General features: G+C 59.7%; 17 protein-coding genes and 1 tRNA gene. 7 read left to right on the top strand and 11 right to left on the bottom strand.

All coding sequences use genetic code 11. The features are described 5' to 3' along the window. Nucleotides 1–56 precede the first annotated feature (56 nt). The 7 genes from flgH to flgB all read right to left on the bottom strand — a co-directional run bounded on the left by flgH (nt 57) and on the right by flgB (nt 5,267). Entirely contained in the window at nt 57–743 is a 687-nt protein-coding gene (gene flgH / locus ETEE_RS14450; RefSeq protein ID WP_012848090.1) for a flagellar basal body L-ring protein FlgH, read from the bottom strand. A gap of 100 nt (nt 744–843) precedes the next feature. Beyond that, nucleotides 844–1,626: a flagellar basal-body rod protein FlgG gene (flgG, locus tag ETEE_RS14445; RefSeq protein ID WP_034164405.1), complete on the bottom strand. Its 783-nt coding sequence runs from the start codon at nt 1,624–1,626 to the stop codon at nt 844–846. A 16-nt stretch (nt 1,627–1,642) separates the two neighbouring features. After that, nucleotides 1,643–2,398: a flagellar basal body rod protein FlgF gene (locus tag ETEE_RS14440; RefSeq protein WP_034164406.1), complete on the bottom strand. Its 756-nt coding sequence runs from the start codon at nt 2,396–2,398 to the stop codon at nt 1,643–1,645. A 50-nt stretch (nt 2,399–2,448) separates the two neighbouring features. Further along, nucleotides 2,449–3,681, bottom strand: coding sequence for a flagellar hook protein FlgE (flgE, locus tag ETEE_RS14435; RefSeq protein WP_034164407.1), 1,233 nt, complete (start codon nt 3,679–3,681; stop codon nt 2,449–2,451). Between the two features lie 51 nt (nt 3,682–3,732). Further along, complete coding sequence (gene flgD, locus ETEE_RS14430) at nt 3,733–4,431, bottom strand: flagellar hook assembly protein FlgD (RefSeq protein ID WP_034164408.1); 699 nt, start codon at nt 4,429–4,431, stop codon at nt 3,733–3,735. Between the two features lie 14 nt (nt 4,432–4,445). Further along, the gene (flgC, locus tag ETEE_RS14425) at nt 4,446–4,850 is read right to left on the bottom strand and encodes a flagellar basal body rod protein FlgC (protein ID WP_012848085.1); all 405 of its coding nucleotides are present in this window, start codon (nt 4,848–4,850) and stop codon (nt 4,446–4,448) included. Nucleotides 4,851–4,853: 3 nt separating this feature from the next. Further along, nucleotides 4,854–5,267: a flagellar basal body rod protein FlgB gene (gene flgB, locus ETEE_RS14420; RefSeq protein WP_012848084.1), complete on the bottom strand. Its 414-nt coding sequence runs from the start codon at nt 5,265–5,267 to the stop codon at nt 4,854–4,856. Between the two features lie 287 nt (nt 5,268–5,554). Here flgB and flgA point away from each other — a divergent pair, with 287 nt between their 5' ends. The 3 genes from flgA (at nt 5,555) to ETEE_RS14405 (ending at nt 7,120) form a co-directional block, all read left to right on the top strand. Further along, nucleotides 5,555–6,229: a flagellar basal body P-ring formation chaperone FlgA gene (flgA, locus tag ETEE_RS14415; protein ID WP_034164440.1), complete on the top strand. Its 675-nt coding sequence runs from the start codon at nt 5,555–5,557 to the stop codon at nt 6,227–6,229. Nucleotides 6,230–6,395: 166 nt separating this feature from the next. Further along, nucleotides 6,396–6,692 carry a flagellar biosynthesis anti-sigma factor FlgM gene (gene flgM / locus ETEE_RS14410; RefSeq protein ID WP_034164409.1) on the top strand — a complete coding sequence of 99 codons (297 nt, stop codon included), beginning with the start codon at nt 6,396–6,398 and terminating at the stop codon, nt 6,690–6,692. Between the two features lie 5 nt (nt 6,693–6,697). Then, a complete protein-coding gene (locus tag ETEE_RS14405) occupies nt 6,698–7,120 on the top strand; it encodes a flagella synthesis protein FlgN (protein ID WP_034164410.1) in 423 nt (140 codons plus the stop codon). 80 nt (nt 7,121–7,200) lie between these two features. Here the strand turns inward: ETEE_RS14405 and ETEE_RS14400 are convergent, their stop codons facing one another. The 3 genes from ETEE_RS14400 to flhB are packed head-to-tail and all read right to left on the bottom strand — an operon-like array spanning nt 7,201 to nt 10,858. Continuing rightward, complete coding sequence (locus tag ETEE_RS14400) at nt 7,201–7,605, bottom strand: flagellar protein FlhE (RefSeq protein ID WP_034164411.1); 405 nt, start codon at nt 7,603–7,605, stop codon at nt 7,201–7,203. Between the two features lie 12 nt (nt 7,606–7,617). Beyond that, nucleotides 7,618–9,699, bottom strand: a complete 2,082-nt coding sequence (gene flhA / locus ETEE_RS14395) for a flagellar biosynthesis protein FlhA (RefSeq protein ID WP_034164412.1) — start codon at nt 9,697–9,699, stop codon at nt 7,618–7,620. Continuing rightward, a complete protein-coding gene (gene flhB, locus ETEE_RS14390; protein ID WP_034164441.1) occupies nt 9,692–10,858 on the bottom strand; it encodes a flagellar biosynthesis protein FlhB in 1,167 nt (388 codons plus the stop codon). Before flhB ends, flhA begins: the two co-directional genes overlap by 8 nt. A 243-nt stretch (nt 10,859–11,101) precedes the next feature. On the opposite strand from flhB, the gene ETEE_RS14385 reads away from it, so the two are divergent. From ETEE_RS14385 to ETEE_RS14375, 3 genes are all read left to right on the top strand, one after another. Further along, nucleotides 11,102–12,727, top strand: a complete 1,626-nt coding sequence (locus ETEE_RS14385) for a phosphoethanolamine transferase (RefSeq protein ID WP_034164413.1) — start codon at nt 11,102–11,104, stop codon at nt 12,725–12,727. A gap of 226 nt (nt 12,728–12,953) precedes the next feature. Then, nucleotides 12,954–13,739, top strand: a complete 786-nt coding sequence (mtfA, locus tag ETEE_RS14380) for a DgsA anti-repressor MtfA (protein ID WP_034164414.1) — start codon at nt 12,954–12,956, stop codon at nt 13,737–13,739. A 102-nt stretch (nt 13,740–13,841) separates the two neighbouring features. Next, nucleotides 13,842–13,917: transfer RNA gene (locus tag ETEE_RS14375), tRNA-Asn, on the top strand. Between the two features lie 118 nt (nt 13,918–14,035). Here the strand turns inward: ETEE_RS14375 and ETEE_RS14370 are convergent. Beyond that, on the bottom strand, nt 14,036–14,950 hold the full coding sequence (locus ETEE_RS14370; RefSeq protein ID WP_034164415.1) for a LysR family transcriptional regulator: 915 nt from the start codon (nt 14,948–14,950) through the stop codon (nt 14,036–14,038). Between the two features lie 257 nt (nt 14,951–15,207). On the opposite strand from ETEE_RS14370, the gene ETEE_RS14365 reads away from it, so the two are divergent. Beyond that, nucleotides 15,208–16,488: an amino acid permease gene (locus tag ETEE_RS14365; RefSeq protein ID WP_034164416.1), complete on the top strand. Its 1,281-nt coding sequence runs from the start codon at nt 15,208–15,210 to the stop codon at nt 16,486–16,488. Nucleotides 16,489–16,491: the final 3 nt, after the last annotated feature.

The raw sequence follows: 16,491 nt of genomic DNA, 5'->3' as shown, positions 1-16,491 counted from the left end.
CGCCGGCGCGACGCCAGCGGGTGTCTAGTCCAAAATTACCCATAGCCAAATACCTATCAATAGGGGGAGAGATTGAGGAAGAAGCGCTGCATCCAGCCCATATTCTGCGCTTCATTGATATAGCCGCTGCCCACATATTCGATGCGTGCGTCCGCCACCTGCGTGGAGGGCACGGAATTATTGCCGCTGATGGTGCGCGGATTGACGACGCCGGAGAAGCGGATATATTCGGTGCCCTGGTTGATGGCGATCTGTTTCTCACCGACCACCTTCAGGTTCCCGTTGGACAGCACATCGTCCACGGTGACGGTAATGGTGCCGCTAAAGGTGTTGTTGGCGTTGGCGCCCCCTTTACCGTTGAACTGGTTATCACCGTTGGCCTCCATGTTGGCACGCGCGTTGCCGAACAGCCCTTCCAGGTAGCGGGGCACGGTGGCGAAGTCGAACTTCGATGTCCCGTTACGGCTGGCGTTGGCCGACGAACTCTTGCTGGCGCTGACGTTTTCCTGCAGCACGATGGTCAGGATATCGCCGATATTACGCGGGCGGCGATCCTCAAACAGCGGCTGATAGCCATAGTTCATCGGCTGGACGCCCTGGAAAATGGAGCCGTTGGGGCGCGGCGGAGTCGCCGGCGCCGGCGTGGCAGTCGTCGGCCCGGTCACCACCCGATCGTGGGGAATGTAGGCACATCCCGACAGCGCCAGCGCGCATAACAGCGCCACTCCCGAATGTTTTTGCATCGTTTTTCTGCCTTTTCTGCCATTACCGTCGATGTACGGTACCCCGGGGGTACCGGCGCGACAGGCCCGGCGCATACCTGCGTCCGGGCCTGTCACCTGATTACAGCTGCGTCAGACGCTGCAGCATCTGATCAGAGGTACTGATCGCCTTGCTGTTGATTTCATAGGCGCGCTGAGTCTGGATCATGTTGACCAGCTCTTCGGCCACGTTCACGTTGGAGGTCTCCACATACCCCTGGTACAGCAGACCGGCGCCGTTCAGGCCCGGGGTGCTCTCCGTCGGTGCACCGGAGCTTTCGGTCTCCTGGTACAGGTTCTCCCCCACGCTCTCCAGACCGGCGTCGTTGATAAAGGTACTCAGGGTCAGCTGGCCGACCTGCTGCGCCGCCGCCTGCCCCTGCAGGGTGACGCTGACGATTCCGTCACGACCGATGGTCATGCTGGTCGCGTTGGCCGGAACGGTGATGGCCGGCGTTACCTGAAAACCGCTAGCGGTCACCAGCTGGCCGTTCTGATCCACCTGGAACGAACCGTCGCGGGTATAGGCCTGGCTGCCGTCCGGCAGGGTCACCTGAAAGAAACCCTGACCCTTGATCGCCACGTCCTTGCTGTTGTTGGTCTGCGACAGGTTGCCCTGGCTGTGCAGACGCTCTGTGGCGACCGGGCGCACGCCGGTCCCCAGCTGCAGGCCGGACGGCAGGGTGGTCTGCTCCGACGATTGGGCGCCCGGCTGACGCAGGGTTTGGTACAGCAGGTCCTCAAACACCGCACGCTGACGCTTAAACCCATTGGTGCTGACGTTGGCCAGGTTGTTGGCGATCACGTCCATGTTGGTCTGCTGGGCTTCCAGCCCGGTTTTAGCGATGTATAGTGATCGGATCATGATTACTCCTGCGCTGTTAGCTCAGCGATAACAGCTGATTGGCTTTCTGTTCGTTGTCATCCACGCTGCGGATGACTTTCATCTGCATCTCAAAACGGCGGGCGTTGGTGATCATGTTCACCATCGCCTCGACCGGCTGTACGTTGCTGCCCTCCAGCACCCCCGGCATCACCTTCACCGTCGGGTCCAGCGGCAGCTGGGCGCCGCGCTTCTGCTCGGCCTCCGGCGTCAGGTGAAACACCCCGTCATCGCCGTGTACCACCTCTTGGGCGCTGGCCTTGACCAGCTTCAGACGGCCGACCTGGGTGGTGGCATTGGGCTGGTCGCCCGCCCCCAGCGCGGTGATGGTACCGTCGGCGGCGATGGTCAGCTGCGCACGATCGGGAATGGCGATCGGGCCGTTGTCGCCCATCACCAGGTGCCCCTGCGAGGTCAGCATCCCCTGCGGGTTAATCTGCAGGTTGCCGTTACGGGTATAGGCCTCGGTGCCATCGGGCATCTGTACCGCCAGCCAGCCATCCTGCTGCAGCGCCACGTCCAGCGGGCGCTCGGTATAGTCCAGCTTGCCCATGCTCAGGTCGTGCATCGGCGTCGATGCGGTTACCAGCGTACGGGTCTCCACCGACTCACCGTCGACCGGCACGGCGCGCAGCGCCGCCAGCTGGGCACGAAATCCCGGCGTGGTGGAGTTGGCCATATTGTTGGCCGCGATGGCCTGCTGGTTCAGGGTCTGACTGGCAGCCCCCATCGCGGTATAAATCGCATGATCCATTTAACTCGCCTCGCTATGCCGCCCGCTGAACGGGCGGCTGTCATCCAAAATTAACGCAGGTTGACCAGGGTCTGCAGGATCTGATCCTGCGTCTTGATGGTCTGGGCGTTGGACTGGTAGTTACGCTGGGCGACGATCATATCGACCAGCTGCTTGCTCAGGTCGACGTTAGAGGCCTCTACCGCCCCGCTGGTCAGCGAGCCGAGGCCGCTGGTGCCGGAGGTGCCGACGATCGGCTGGCCAGACTTGGCGCTTTCGCTCCACACGTTGTTGCCTTCGGAGACCAGTCCCTCCGGCGCGGCGAAGTTGGCCATCACGATCTGCCCCAGCAGCTGTTTCTGCTGGTTGGTATAGCTGCCGGTGATGGTGCCATCGTCGTTGATCTGGTAACCGGTCAGCTCGCCAGCCTTGTAGCCATCCTGCGTCTTGGAGGTCACGCCGTCCTTGCCGGTGTTCTGCTGGCGGGTACCGGTAAAGTCCAGTTTGAAGGTCTGCGCCGGGGCGCCGTTGCTGGCGGCCATATTCAGGGTCAGCGGCGCGGTTCCCTTCGCCAGCTCACCGTTGCTGTCAAAGGTCAGATTCCCGGCGTCCTGCGGCTTCCCGGCCGGATCGGCGCTGTCGATGGAGTAGACCTTCCAGGTGGTGGTGATCGGCGCCGTCGTCGTTGACGCCCCTTTGACAAAGTACAGATTCATATTGTGGACGTTGCCCAGCGAATCGTAGGTGGTCATCGAGGTGGCGTAGGTGTAGCTGTCGACCTTGCTGGGATCGAAGGCGACGGCTGGATCGACGGCCTTGTTCGCCGAGTTCAGGTTCAGCACCATGGTGCCCTGGGTGCTGGCCTTGGCCGGCATCAGCCCGGTCGGGATCTGGATCGGTACCGGATCGGCGCCCTGCTGGATGGTCGGCGGCGTCCCCGCTGCCGGATAGCCGGTAAGGTACATGCCCTGGGCGTTGGTCAGGAAGCCTTTGGCATCCTTGGAAAACTGCCCGTTACGGGTGTAATAGACGCTGCCGTTGGGATCCTGCATACGGAAGAAGCCCTGACCGCTGATGGCCACGTCCAGCCCACGGTTAGTGGTGGTGGTGGTCCCGTCTTTAAAATCCTGGTTAACGCTGGCGACCGTTACCCCCAGACCCACCTTGGAGCCGGCGAACATGTCGGCAAAGGTGACGGAGCCTGATTTAAAGCCCACGGTCTGCGAGTTGGCAATGTTGTTGCCGATAACGTCCAGCTGGCTGGAAGCGGCGTTCATGCCGCTGATTGCCTGAGAAAATCCCATTTTAAAATCCTGTATCTAGAGTTCGGATAAAGGCCGGCACCCCGGCCGCCATTATAAGATCTGGCGTACGTCGGCCAGTGTGGCTGTTCCGGCCAGTCCCAGCTCCAGCAACGCACCTTTGTTGCTTTGGGTTACCCCATTGACCATGGCAAAATGCAGCGGCTGTACCACCGCCTGCTGGCCCTGATTGGTGGCGCTGACGCTAAAGTTATACGCGCCGTCGGGCACCTCTACGCCGTCATCGCCCTTACCGTCCCAGGTGTAGCTGAACACCCCGGCGTTATGGCTACCCATATCGATCTGCTTGACCACTTTCCCGGTATTGTCGCTGATGGTCACCACCACGCTCTGGGCGCCGCTCTCCAGCTCAAAGCCAAAGGGGGTGGTGCTGACCTTCTCACCGCCCTCCCCTTTGCCGGTCAAAATGGTTTTCCCCGGGATCATGACGCCGTGGCCGATCAGGCTGGAGGCCTGGATCGACTGATTGCTGTTGATCTGCCCGGAGATGCTGCCCAAGGTGGTATTCAGTTTTTCAATACCGCTGACGGTGCTGATCTGCGCCAGCTGAGTGGTCAGCTCGTTGTTCTGCAGCGGGTTGGTCGGATCCTGGTTGCGCAGCTGCGCCACCAACAGGGTCAGGAAGCTGTTCTGTAGGTCCTGACCGTTATCCGCCACCAGCCCGCTTTTGCTGCTGGCATTGACCGGTGAGCTGGTATCTACCGGATCGTTAAGCGATACCGAAATGGCCATCACGCCTCCCGCGATTATTGTCCAAGGGTTAAGGTTTTCATCATCAGTGACTTGGTGGTGTTCAGCACCTCAACGTTGGCCTGATAGCTACGTGAGGCGGCGATCGAGTTCACCATCTCACCCACCACATCCACGTTGGGCATGCGCACATAGCCTTTGGCATCCGCCAGCGGGTTGCCCGGCTGGTACACCAGACGATCCGGCGCCGGATCGTCGACCACCTGAGAAACCTGTACGCCGCCGATCTCTTCGCCGGCGCCCGGCTTAACCTGAAACACCACCTGCTTGGCGCGGTAGGGTTCGCCGTCGGGGCCGGTGACGCTATCGGCGTTGGCCAGGTTACTGGCCGCCACGTTCATACGCTTGGACTGCGCGGTCAGCGCCGAGCCGGAAATATCAAAAATGGATAAAAGAGACATGGATTACCCCTGTTGCAGCACGGACATCATGCTTTTGATCTGGCCGCTGAGTACGGTGAGGTCGGTCTGGTAACGCAGGCTGTTGTCGGCAAACTGCGTACGTTCGCGATCCATATCGACGGTGTTGCCATCCAATGACGGCTGATCCGGTACGCGGAACAGCAAATCCAGCGACGGCGGCTGCAGCGTCTGCGCCGGAATATGGCGCGATGAGGTGAGTGAAAGCGCAATGCCGCTGCCGTCAGGGCGCCCCTGTTCAAGGACCCGCGACAGCTGCGAGGCAAAGTCAATGTCCCGGGCCTGGTAGCCGGGGGTATCCGCGTTGGCGATGTTCGCCGCAAGGATTTCCTGACGCTGCGCACGCAGGTTCAGGGCCTCCTGTTGGAAACGAAACGCGGCATCCAGTTTATCGAGCATACCGTCTCCGCTATCGGTTAGCTGGGATGGCGGAAAAGCTCCCCCCACCCTGTGTCAATGACAATTTGGAGTGCATAGGATAGGACCGGTGCGGTAAAGCCGATGGCGGGAATAAGGCGTAAATGGCGCGCTATTTATCGCCTTTACTTTTGCGCTGCGCGGGTAAACTAGGGCGCGTCTCGACACTGTCCGCGACGCCGATGCGCCGCCCCGAGACAGAGTACAGCCGCATTCGGCGGACGCAGGCCATCGCCTGTCGACGCCCGTTTATTGACCGGGAGAACACCATGCTGCGATCCACGTTGGGCCGGATGGCCCCCCTTACCGCCGCGCTGTGGCTGGCGACACCTGCCTGTCAGGCGGCGACGCCGCTCCAGGAGGCGGTGCAGGGCTATTTTCAGCAGCAGTTTCCCGGCGGTGACTACCAGGTCAAGGTCAATATTCTGTCGGCATCCGATCAGTGGCCCAGCTGCCTGCAGCCGCGGGTCAGCCAGCTATCATCGCCCCGCCGCTGGGGTCGTCTTAGCGTGCTGGTACAGTGTCCACAGGAGAAACGCTACCTGCAAACCGAGGTTCAGGTAACGGGCAGCTATCCGGTCGCCCTTCACGCGCTATCGCGCGGGCAAAACCTGACGCCGGCGCAGCTGCGTCTGACCCGGGGTCGACTCGACAGCCTGCCTCCCGGTACAATTCTGGATATTGCGCGACTGTCCGGCGCCACCATGCTACGCAGCATCGGCGCCGGGCAGCCAATCGCCGCCACCATGCTGCGGCGCACCTGGGTGATCCGCGCCGGACAACAGGTGCAGATCCTGGCGCAGGGCGATGGCTTCAACGTCAGCAGCGAGGGGCGCGCGATGAACAACGCCGCGCTGGCCGATGTGGTGCGGGCGCGTACCGCCTCCGGCCAGGTGATCAGCGGCAAGGCCAGCGGCCCGGGCACCCTGACGCTGGCTCTCTAGTCCGCCGCACGCGCGCGGGAGCCGGCCAGATTCAGCGATTGGCGAAATTATCGGTACATTTTTCTAAAGTTATTGATTAATTTGCCGATGGTATAGCTAAAGAAGAGAAAGACCGTATAACCACCCGCAACGCCAGGTGGACAGGTCAACCAGAGAGACCATAACGATGAGCATAGATCGTACCTCCGCACTGAGTGCCATCAGCCACCTTCAGGCCCGGGAGCCACAGGATGCGGCGCAGCAGACCCGCAAGATCGCGGCCAGCCAAGAGAGCGTTGTCGGTACCCAGGTCAAGCTGAGCGATGCACAGGCACGCCTGATGCAGCCCAACAGCCGCGACATCAACACCACCCGTGTTGAGGCGCTGAAGCAGGCTATTCGCAGCGGTGAACTGAAGATGGATACCGGCAAAATCGCCGATGCCTTACTGCAGGATACGTTCGCCTATTTAAAGGATAAGTAATCTCCATGGCAGACACACTCGTTCACCTGCAGCAGATGGTTGAAAACCTGCAGGCCCTCAACGCCACCCTGGCCCAGGAGCAACAGCTGCTGTGCGCCGGACAAGTAGACGCGGTGCGTCTACAGACGGTGACGCTGGAAAAAGAGAATCTGCTGGCCGATCTGCGTCACCTCGATCAACGCCGCCGCGACGATGCGGCCCAGCCGCCCTACGCCGATCCGCAGCAGGCCGCGCTATGGCAAACGATCCTGACGCTGACCCGCCAACTGCATGATATGAATCAGCACAACGGTGACCTGCTCAACCGCCATTTATCCCATAATCAACAGGCGCTGGGTACGCTGAAGAGCCGTCACGGTCAAACCCTGTATGGCCCCGATGGACAGACCCAGAGCGGCCTGCTCAACGCCCGAAAACTGCGTGTTTAACGCTGGCCCTTTTGGCCAACGCCAGGCTGTGCCCGTTGGGGCACAGAGCGCCCGCTGTCGGCGCACTCTCAATAATAAAATTAATGATAATTAACGATAACCTGCTGACTGACGACGTTGATCGGCGGGTAAATCGTTCCCTTCCCCGCCACCCACATCACCAGTCGCAGCGGCACGGCGGCGCTTTCCCCGTTTAATCCGGCAGAACGACCGGACAGGCCATCCAGCGCCATACAGCGCCGCGCGCTGCACAGCTGTAGATTCAGCCCGTCCGGCGCCGGGCTCAGCAGGGTTATCTGCCACACCACATCATCGATCGCCGCCGCCGCCGGCACGCTCCCCGCCGGCGGCGCCAGCGGGGGCTGGTTACTGGCCATCCCCTTCTGACTCAGGATCCGGCCATTACCGTCCGCAGACCAGCTGCCGTCGCCGGCCTGCGCCGCCCACGGCGCCAGCAGGATAGCCAGGCAGAGTAATCGCTTCATTTATTACGCTCCTTACTCCACGCCGCCGATCGTCGAGGTCATGCGGATCTGGCGGTTGTCGCTGATCTCCAGGTTGGACAGCACCACCAGCTGCGGCAGCGAACGGTGCAGGAAGCGCGCCAGCAGCGGCCGCAGAGCATGATTCACCAGCAGCACCGGCGGTGCGCCGAGCAACTCCTGGCGCTGCAGCGCCTGACGGGCCTGATCCAGCAGGCGATCCGCCAGCCCCGGCTCCAGCCCGCCACCGCCCTGCAGAGCCTGCAGCAGCAGGCGCTCCAGCGGCGTATCCAGCCCAATCACCTGAATCTCCCCCTCGCCCGGGAACCACTGCTGGCTGATGGCCCGTCCCAGGGCCACGCGCACCAGCGCGGTCAGCTCATAGGGATCTTTCTGTATCGGCGCGTGTTCGGCCAGGGTTTCAATAATGGTGCGCATATCGCGGATCGAGACCTTCTCGGCCAGCAGGTTCTGCAGCACCTTGTGCAGGATCGTCAGCGACACGACGCCGGGGATAAAGTCTTCCGTCAGCTTCGGCATCTCCTGGGAGACCCGATCCATCAGCTGCTGCGCCTCCTGGCGACCAAACAGATCGCTGGCGTGCTGGCTGATGATATGGTTCAGATGGGTCGCCACCACGGTGCTGGCCTCGACCACGGTATAGCCCTGGATCTGTGCCTGTTCACGCAGCGCGCTGTCGATCCAGATCGCCGGCAGACCGAAGGCCGGATCGGTGGTGACCTGCCCCTCCAAGGTTCCGGCGGCGCTGCCGGGGTTGATCGCCAGCCAGCGTCCCGGGTGCGCCTCACCGCGCCCGGCCTCGATCCCCTTCAGCAGGATGCGGTAGCCGGAGGGCTGCAGCTCCAGGTTATCGCGAATATGGACCACCGGCGGCAGAAAGCCCATGGTCTGGGCGAACTTCTTGCGAATACTGCGGATACGCCCGAGCAGCTCGCCATTTTGCTGGAAATCCACCAGCGGAATCAGGCGGTAGCCCACCTCCAGACCCAGCGGATCCTCCAGCTGCACATCCTCCCAGCTGGCCTCCATCACCGGCTGGCTCTCCTGCAGCGGCATCTGCTCCTGCTGAGCCTCGGCCTTCGCCGCCCGCTTGCTCATCCACCAGGCGGTGCCCAGCAGCGCAGCGGTGAACAGCAGAAATACCAGGTTCGGCATCCCGGGCACCAGGCCTAACAGTCCGAGCACCGCGCCGCTCAAGATCAGCACCCGCGGGTTATTGAACAGCTGGGTCACCATCTGTTCGCCCACGTCCTGATCGGTGCTGACGCGGGTCACGATCACGCCCGCCGCGGTCGAGATCACCAGCGCCGGGATCTGGGCAACCAGACCGTCACCGATGGTCAGCAGGGTATAGGTTTCCGCCGCCTGGCTAACCGGCATGCCGTGCTGGATAACGCCGATCAGCAGGCCACCGATGACGTTCAGCGCCATGATCATCAGGCCGGCGATGGCATCGCCGCGCACAAACTTACTGGCGCCGTCCATCGAACCATAGAAGTCAGCCTCTTGGGTGACCTCAGAGCGGCGCTTCTTGGCCTCCTCTTCGCCGATCAGCCCGGCGTTGAGATCGGCGTCGATGGCCATCTGTTTGCCCGGCATCCCGTCCAGCACAAAGCGTGCGCCGACCTCGGCGATACGCCCGGCCCCCTTGGTGATAACCATAAAGTTGATCAGCACCAGGATAATAAACACGACGATGCCGATGGCGAAGTTGCCGCCCACCAAAAAGTGGCCGAACGCTTCGATCACCTGCCCCGCCGCAGCCCCGCCGGTATAGCCGTTCATCAGGATCACGCGGGTCGAAGCGACGTTGAGCGAAAGGCGCAGCAGCGTCGAAAACAGCAGGATGGTCGGGAAAGCCGCAAACTCCAGCGTCTTCTGGGTGAACATGGCCACCAACAGCACCATGATCGACAGGGCGATGTTAAAGGTGAACAGTAAATCCAGCACGAAGGGCGGCAGCGGCAGCACCATCATGGAGAGGATCATCAAAATAAGGATAGGCCCGGCCAAAACCTGCCATTGAGAGTCTTTCATATTGCCGGGGAGGCGCAGTAGCGCGGCCAGATTAGCCATCTATCGGTGTTCCTTCTTCGGAGTCAGTAACGCCAAAATCCAGTGCGGGCGGCACCGGTAAGTTTGCGGGTTTTTTCGGGGCCTGCCCCCCCTCGAGCCGCCAGCGCTTGAGTTGGTATACCCAGGCCAGCACCTCGGCCACGGCGGCGTACAGGGTAGCGGGAATGGCCTGGCCAATTTCGCTGTGACGGTAAAGCGCACGCGCCAGCGGCGGCGCCTCTAGCTGGGGAATGCGGTGCTCCGCGCCCAGCGCCTTAATGCGCTGGGCTATCTCCCCCGCGCCCTTGGCCAATACCTTAGGCGCACTCATCTTGTTTTCCTGGTACTGCAGCGCCACGGCGTAGTGGGTCGGGTTGGTCACGATCACATCGGCTCTGGGGACATCGCTCATCATGCGACGGCGCGCCGCGGCGCGCTGCTGCTGGCGGATCCGCCCCTTAACGTGCGGGTCCCCTTCCTGTTCCTTGAACTCATCCTTAATCTCCTGCTTGGTCATTCGCAGCTTGCTCAGATTGCTCCACACCTGATAAAACACGTCAAACCCCACCATCGGCAGCAGGCCCAGCACCACCAGCAGACCGCACACGCCCACCAGATGTAGGGCATCGCCCATCGCATCCAGCGTGGGCTCAGTGATCAGGCGCAGCATCCGCGGCCAGTAGTGCAGCAGAAACCATCCGCATACCCAGCCGACCAGCGTGGCCTTCAGGATCCCCTTCAGCAGCTCGGCCAACACCTGGCTGGAGAACATGCGCTTAAACCCGCTCAGCGGGTTTAAGCGATTCAAGTCGCATTTGATGGAGCTGGGACTGAACAAAAAGCCACCGATCAGCATCGGCGCACACCAGCCGACCAGCATCAGGCCGAGCAACACCGGCATCAGCGCCGCGACCGCCTGCTGCAGCAGCATGCCCAGCTGGATCAGCATCTGGCGATCGTTACTCAACAGTAGGTGATCGAAGTGCAGCCCCTGGGCTATCATCACCGCCAGCGCCCGCGCCAGATACTCGCCGCCCAGCAGCAGGATAGCCAGCCCCGTCGCCAGCATCAGTATCGAGGTCAGCTCACGCGAACGCGGGATCTGCCCCTTCTCCCGGGCCTTTTCTATTCGGTGGGGTGTGGGGTCTTCGGTTTTTTCCAGATCGCTCTCTTCTGACACGGCGTCCCCGACTGCAATACCTAAAATTACGCAGTGCATAGCATGCCAGAGTAAAAATGAAGCGATGGCGCGAATAGGCGCCGTGAAGCAGGTTTTATTGGCCGATCGCCCGGCGGGGCGCCTCCCTCGGCGGCTGGTCGCACAAAAACGACCGGCTTAAGGCTATTTTAAGTTTCTCTGCTTAGCCTTAGGCCATTTTTGAATTTGCCCCGCGGGGCTATTGCCAGACGCCTGGAGTCCGCTTTGTCGCATAAAGGTCTTTCCGCCAGCTTTCTGACGGTCATACTGCTATTGGCCGGTTATTTTACGCTGATACTCAATATCCCCATCCTGCTGCATTTTTACCGTATCCTGCACGCGCTGGGGGAGTATCGCCTTGGCTTCGCCCTGTCGATCCCGGTGGTGCTGTTCGCGGCGTTAACCTGCGTGTTTATGCCGTTCAGCTTCCGCCCGATCCTGAAGCCCTTTTTTATTCTGCTGCTGGTGATCACCGCGCTGGCCAGCTATGCCCAGTACAAGTATCAGGTGATTTTCGACCGCTCGATGATCGAAAACATCTTTGAAACCAACAGCGCCGAGGCGGGCTCCTACCTGAATATCTATGTTATCGCCTGGGTGCTGCTCGCCGGGGTGTTGCCCGCCCTGCTGCTGCTGCGCACCCGCATCATCTATGGCCATAACGTCCTGCTGCGGCTGGGAATCCGGCTGCTGGCGATGCTGATCTCACTGCTGATCATCGCGCTGGTCGCCTGTCTGTACTACCAGGATTACGCCTCCGTCGGACGCAACAACCGCAGCCTGAACCTGGAGATCCAGCCCGCCAGCTACCTGTACAGCACCGGGCAATATATCAACCGCCGCTATCTCACGACGCCAATGCCGTTTCGTAAGGTGGGGGAAGACGCGAAGCTGGTTGAGCCGGCGGGTGAGAAACCGACGCTGGTGTTCGTGATCCTGGGCGAAACCGCCCGGGCCCAAAACCAGTCTCTGGGCGGCTACCCGCGGGAAACCAACCCCTACAGCGCCAAACAACCCGGGCTTATCTACTTCCGCAATGTCACCTCTTGCGGCACGGCGACCGCGATTTCGGTCCCCTGCATGTTCTCCAACCTGACGCGTGAGCACTATGATGGCAACATCGCGCGCAACAGCGACAGCGTAATCGATGTGCTGCACCGGGCCGGCGTCACCACCTTCTGGCGCGATAACGACGAGGGATGCAAAGGCGCATGCGATCGCACGCCGAACGAACTGGTGTCGACCAAGGCCGATAATCCGCTGTGCAACGGCAAGACTTGCTATGACGAAGTCATGTTGAATAACCTGCAGCAAAAAATCCCGGACGACGGCAAAAGCAAGCTGCTGGTGTTCCACCTGATCGGCAGCCACGGCCCGACCTACTACCTGCGCTACCCCGCGCGCTTCCGCGTCTTTATGCCCGACTGCGAGCGCAGCGATATTGAAAATTGCACCCAGCAGCAGCTGGTCAACACCTATGACAATACCCTGGTGTATACCGACTACGTGGTGAATCAGTTTATTGAGCGGCTGAAAACCTACGAGAAGCAGTACAACGTAGCCCTGTACTATGTCTCTGACCACGGCGAGTCACTGGGTGAGAAAGGGCTGTATCTGCACGGCACCCCTTATCAGTTTGCCCCGGCAGAACAGACCCATGTCCCGATGTCGCTGTGGCTATCGGACGGCTATGCCAAGGCCAATCGCATCAATCTGCAGTGTCTGCAGGAGGCCGCCCGTGACGGCAGCTTCTCCCATGACAATCTCTTCCCAACCCTGCTTTCTATGATGCATGTCACTACCAGCGCGGCAAATCCACAGTTGGATATCCTGCAACGCTGCCGTAACTGATCGCCGCGCCGCCCCGTCCATCGGGGCGGCGTTATCCCCACAGCGCGATACATATCACAATCCTCTCAGAACAACCTTTTTAATATCAACAAGTCACGCATAATATCCCAACGTGAATGGCCCGCCGACCTCTGGGCAGCGGACCATGCGCGCCCCGGCAACCGTCGGCTATCCCGGTACACTGGAGCGGCCCCCGCAGCCCGCAAAGAGAGGAACGTAACCCGTCATGATTAAGTGGCCCTGGCGCACACAGCGTCCTGCCCAGCAGGACAGTTATCCCTGGCCGGAGGCCTGCGCTATCCCGCTGCTGGCGGCGCTGAGCGACGACGAGCAGCGGCGGCTCATCGCCCTGGCACGGCAGGTGATCCGCCAGAAGCGCCTGGTCCCGCTGCAGGAGCTTCGGGTCACCCCGCTGATGGAGGCGCGCATCGCCCTGTTGTTTGCCCTGCCGGTGCTAGAGCTGGGCATCGAGTGGCTCGATGGCTTTCACGAAATCCTGCTGTATCCAGAACCCTACGCTCTGCACGAAGAGTGGGAGGACGACATCGGCCTGGTGCACTGCGGCCCCTCGGTACAGGCCGGCCAGTGCAGCGTCCAGGGGCCGATCGTGCTCAACTGGCTGGATGTGCGCGACTCCTTCGATCGCTCCGGCTATAACCTGGTGATCCATGAGACCGCGCACAAGCTGGATATGCGCAGCGCCGGGATCGCCAACGGGATCCCTCCGATCCCGCTGCGGGAGATCGCTGCCTGGGAACAGGCGCTGCACGCCGCCATGGAGGCCATTCAGGAAGAGGCCGACCTGCTCGGCGAGGCGGGCGCCAGCCTGGACGCCTACGCCGCCAGCGAGCCGGCGGAGTGCTTCGCCGTCCTCTCCGAATACTTCTTCAGCGCGCCGGAGCTGCTGGCAGAGCGCTTCCCTGCGGTCTACCGCCGCTTTGTCGGCTTTTACCGTCAGGACCCGCTGCAGCGCCTGCGCCAAAGCGGCCTACTGGCGCCCCCGGCCCCCTGAACCCCCGCATTCGGCGATAAAAACACCGCTTGAAACGCCCGCCCGGGGTTAGCTGTTGACAGGCCCCGACGGGATCGCTATGATGCGCCCCGTTGTCACGATTCCTCTGTAGTTCAGTCGGTAGAACGGCGGACTGTTAATCCGTATGTCACTGGTTCGAGTCCAGTCAGAGGAGCCAGATTCCTGAAAAGCCCGCCTTGTGCGGGCTTTTCGTTTTTTCGCTGTTAGCGTATGCAACGGCGCGCATCACGCCATTCCCCCCCTGCACCATAGCCCCCCATCCCCACCGGGCCCCCCTATTCTCCAGTGCCCTCGTGATAGACCGGTAGCGTCGCCTTAAGATGTGCAATAAAGGAACGGGTTAATGGGTTCACCACCCGGGACGTCTTTTCGATGGCGTACAGGTAGTGAAAAATCCCGGCATGATAATCCGGCAACAGATGCACCAGCTCACCGCGCGCGATGTAAGCCTCTGCCAGATAGTCGGGCAGGCAGGAGACGCCATTGTGATTCAGCAAGACCTTGAGCAGAGTCAGGCTAGAGTTGGAGGTCAGACGCGAGTCCACCGCGATCATCTGCTGCCCATCGCGACCGCAGAAGACCCACTTATCCTGATAGCTCATCACCGGATTGGTAAGACAACGGTGGTGAGAAAGATCCGCCGGCTGAGTGATCGCCGGCTTGCCCTGCAAGTAGTGTGGGGAACAACAGTAGATCCAATTCACCTTGCCCAACAGAAAGGCGTTCGCGCGCTCCCACTGTCGCTGAGTGATCCTGAGCACCATATCAAAATTTCTTTCCGCCAGATTAATCAACTCATCGTTGAGATCGACATGGATCCTGACGCGCGGGAACTGGCGTTGATAGGCGCTGATCGCATCAGGCAAACAGGTCGAACCATAGGCCACCGAGCAGGAGAGACGCAGTACCCCCTCTGGCTCCGTCTCACTATGCAGTTGAGTAAAGAGATCCTGGCAGGCATCGAGCAACATAATCGCCCGGTTAAAGACCGCCGCGCCCTGCTCCGTCAGGAACAGGCGACGCGTACTACGCTTAATTAACAGCACGCCCAATTGCTGCTCTAAGGTTGCCAGGCTTTTGCTCACCGCCGAACGAGATAGCCCCAACTCTCGCGCCGCCTTACTCAGGCTCCCCATCTCGATGATACGCACAAAGACACTGAGTTGATGCAGAGTATACGCATTAAGCATTAATGTTCCCTCTTTTATCAAGAGAACGGAATGGAATTGATTAAATTAATACTATATGGAGAAACGAATAAATAACAGGACTACTTCCCACCGGGTAATCCACTAGCATTCGACAATGAATTCATTATATTTCACCAATAGTAAACTTTATTCTCACAGGATCACAGTTTATGATTTTACCAGTAGGCGGCAAACAAATAGTGAGGTTATAAGTGGCGAGCTGCCCACTCATCTCCCACTAATATAATGGTAAAATTATGGATAATAGCCATGATATTTCACAAGCTGCGATTAAAGGTAAAATCCCATTCACCAGTTATGATGTGGGCTGGGTCATTCTGTGTATCGGCATGGCCATCGGCGCCGGAATTATTTTTCTACCGATTCAGATTGGATTAAAAGGGATCTGGGTCTTTACCCTATCGGTATTATTCGCCTACCCCGCCCTGTATATGATGCAATCGCTTTATCTAAAGACGCTATCTCAAAGCCCAGAATGTAAAGATTACTCCGGGGTGATCACCTACTATCTGGGGAAAAACTGGGGGTTCTTCCTCGGCATTACCTATTTCATCATGTTACTGATCGGCATGCTGACCTACTCACTCTCTGCCACCTTCGACAGCGCCTCCTACCTGCAAACCTTCGGCCTAACCCAGGATCCCCTGTCGGATCGCTGGTGGTATGGGCTGCTGATCCTAGCCTTCCTGGTCGGCATCGCCGCCCAGGGCGAGCGACTCATCTTCAAGGTGTCTGGGCCGATGGTGTTAATGAAGCTGGGTGTGGTCGTGCTGCTCGGAGTGGTGGTGATCCCCCACTGGAACTTCAGCTATATCGGCAATATTCCGCCCCTGGGTGAGCTGCTCGTCGGTACGATTCTGACTCTTCCCTTCACCCTATTCTCCATCCTGTTCGTCCAGATCCTCAGCCCGATGAACGTCGCCTTCCGTAAGGTCGAGGCCGATCCGATTATCGCTACCTACCGTGCGCAGCGAGCCAGTCGTATCGCCTATGCCATCCTGGTCTGCGCCGTTCTGTTCTTCGCCTTCTCCTTTACCCTATCGTTAAGCCATGATCAGGCGGTCGAGGCGGCGCAGCATAATATTTCGGCGATGGCCATTGTCGCCAAGGTAATCCCCGGCAATATCATTAAGATAATGTCGATAGCATTAAATATTTCCGCCATCGCTACCGCCTTCTTTGGTAACTATCTCGGTTTTCAGGAGGCCATGACTGGCATTGTCGTAAATATTCTCTCACGTTTTATCGATGAGCAATCCATCAATGAGAAACTCGTCAGCCGAGGGATTACCCTCTCTATTATTATTTTATTATGGGGTTGGGTACTGACACATTTCCCTATTCTCTTATTATCTCAGATAGCAGCCCCTGTTGCCGGCATTGTCTCGTGTATTATCCCCTGTTATCTGGTGTTTAAAGTCACCGCATTAAAGAAATACTACTCTTGGCGAGTCATCTTTATCTCGGCGATAGGTGTACTGCTTTGTCTATCGCCTTTCTTTAAATTCTTCGAGTAAAAG

It is taken from the genome of Edwardsiella anguillarum ET080813, from assembly GCF_000264765.2.
In the GTDB taxonomy this organism is placed as follows: domain Bacteria; phylum Pseudomonadota; class Gammaproteobacteria; order Enterobacterales; family Enterobacteriaceae; genus Edwardsiella; species Edwardsiella anguillarum.
Note: the sequence above shows the minus strand (reverse complement) of the source record. Positions and strands in the feature narration are given on the sequence as shown.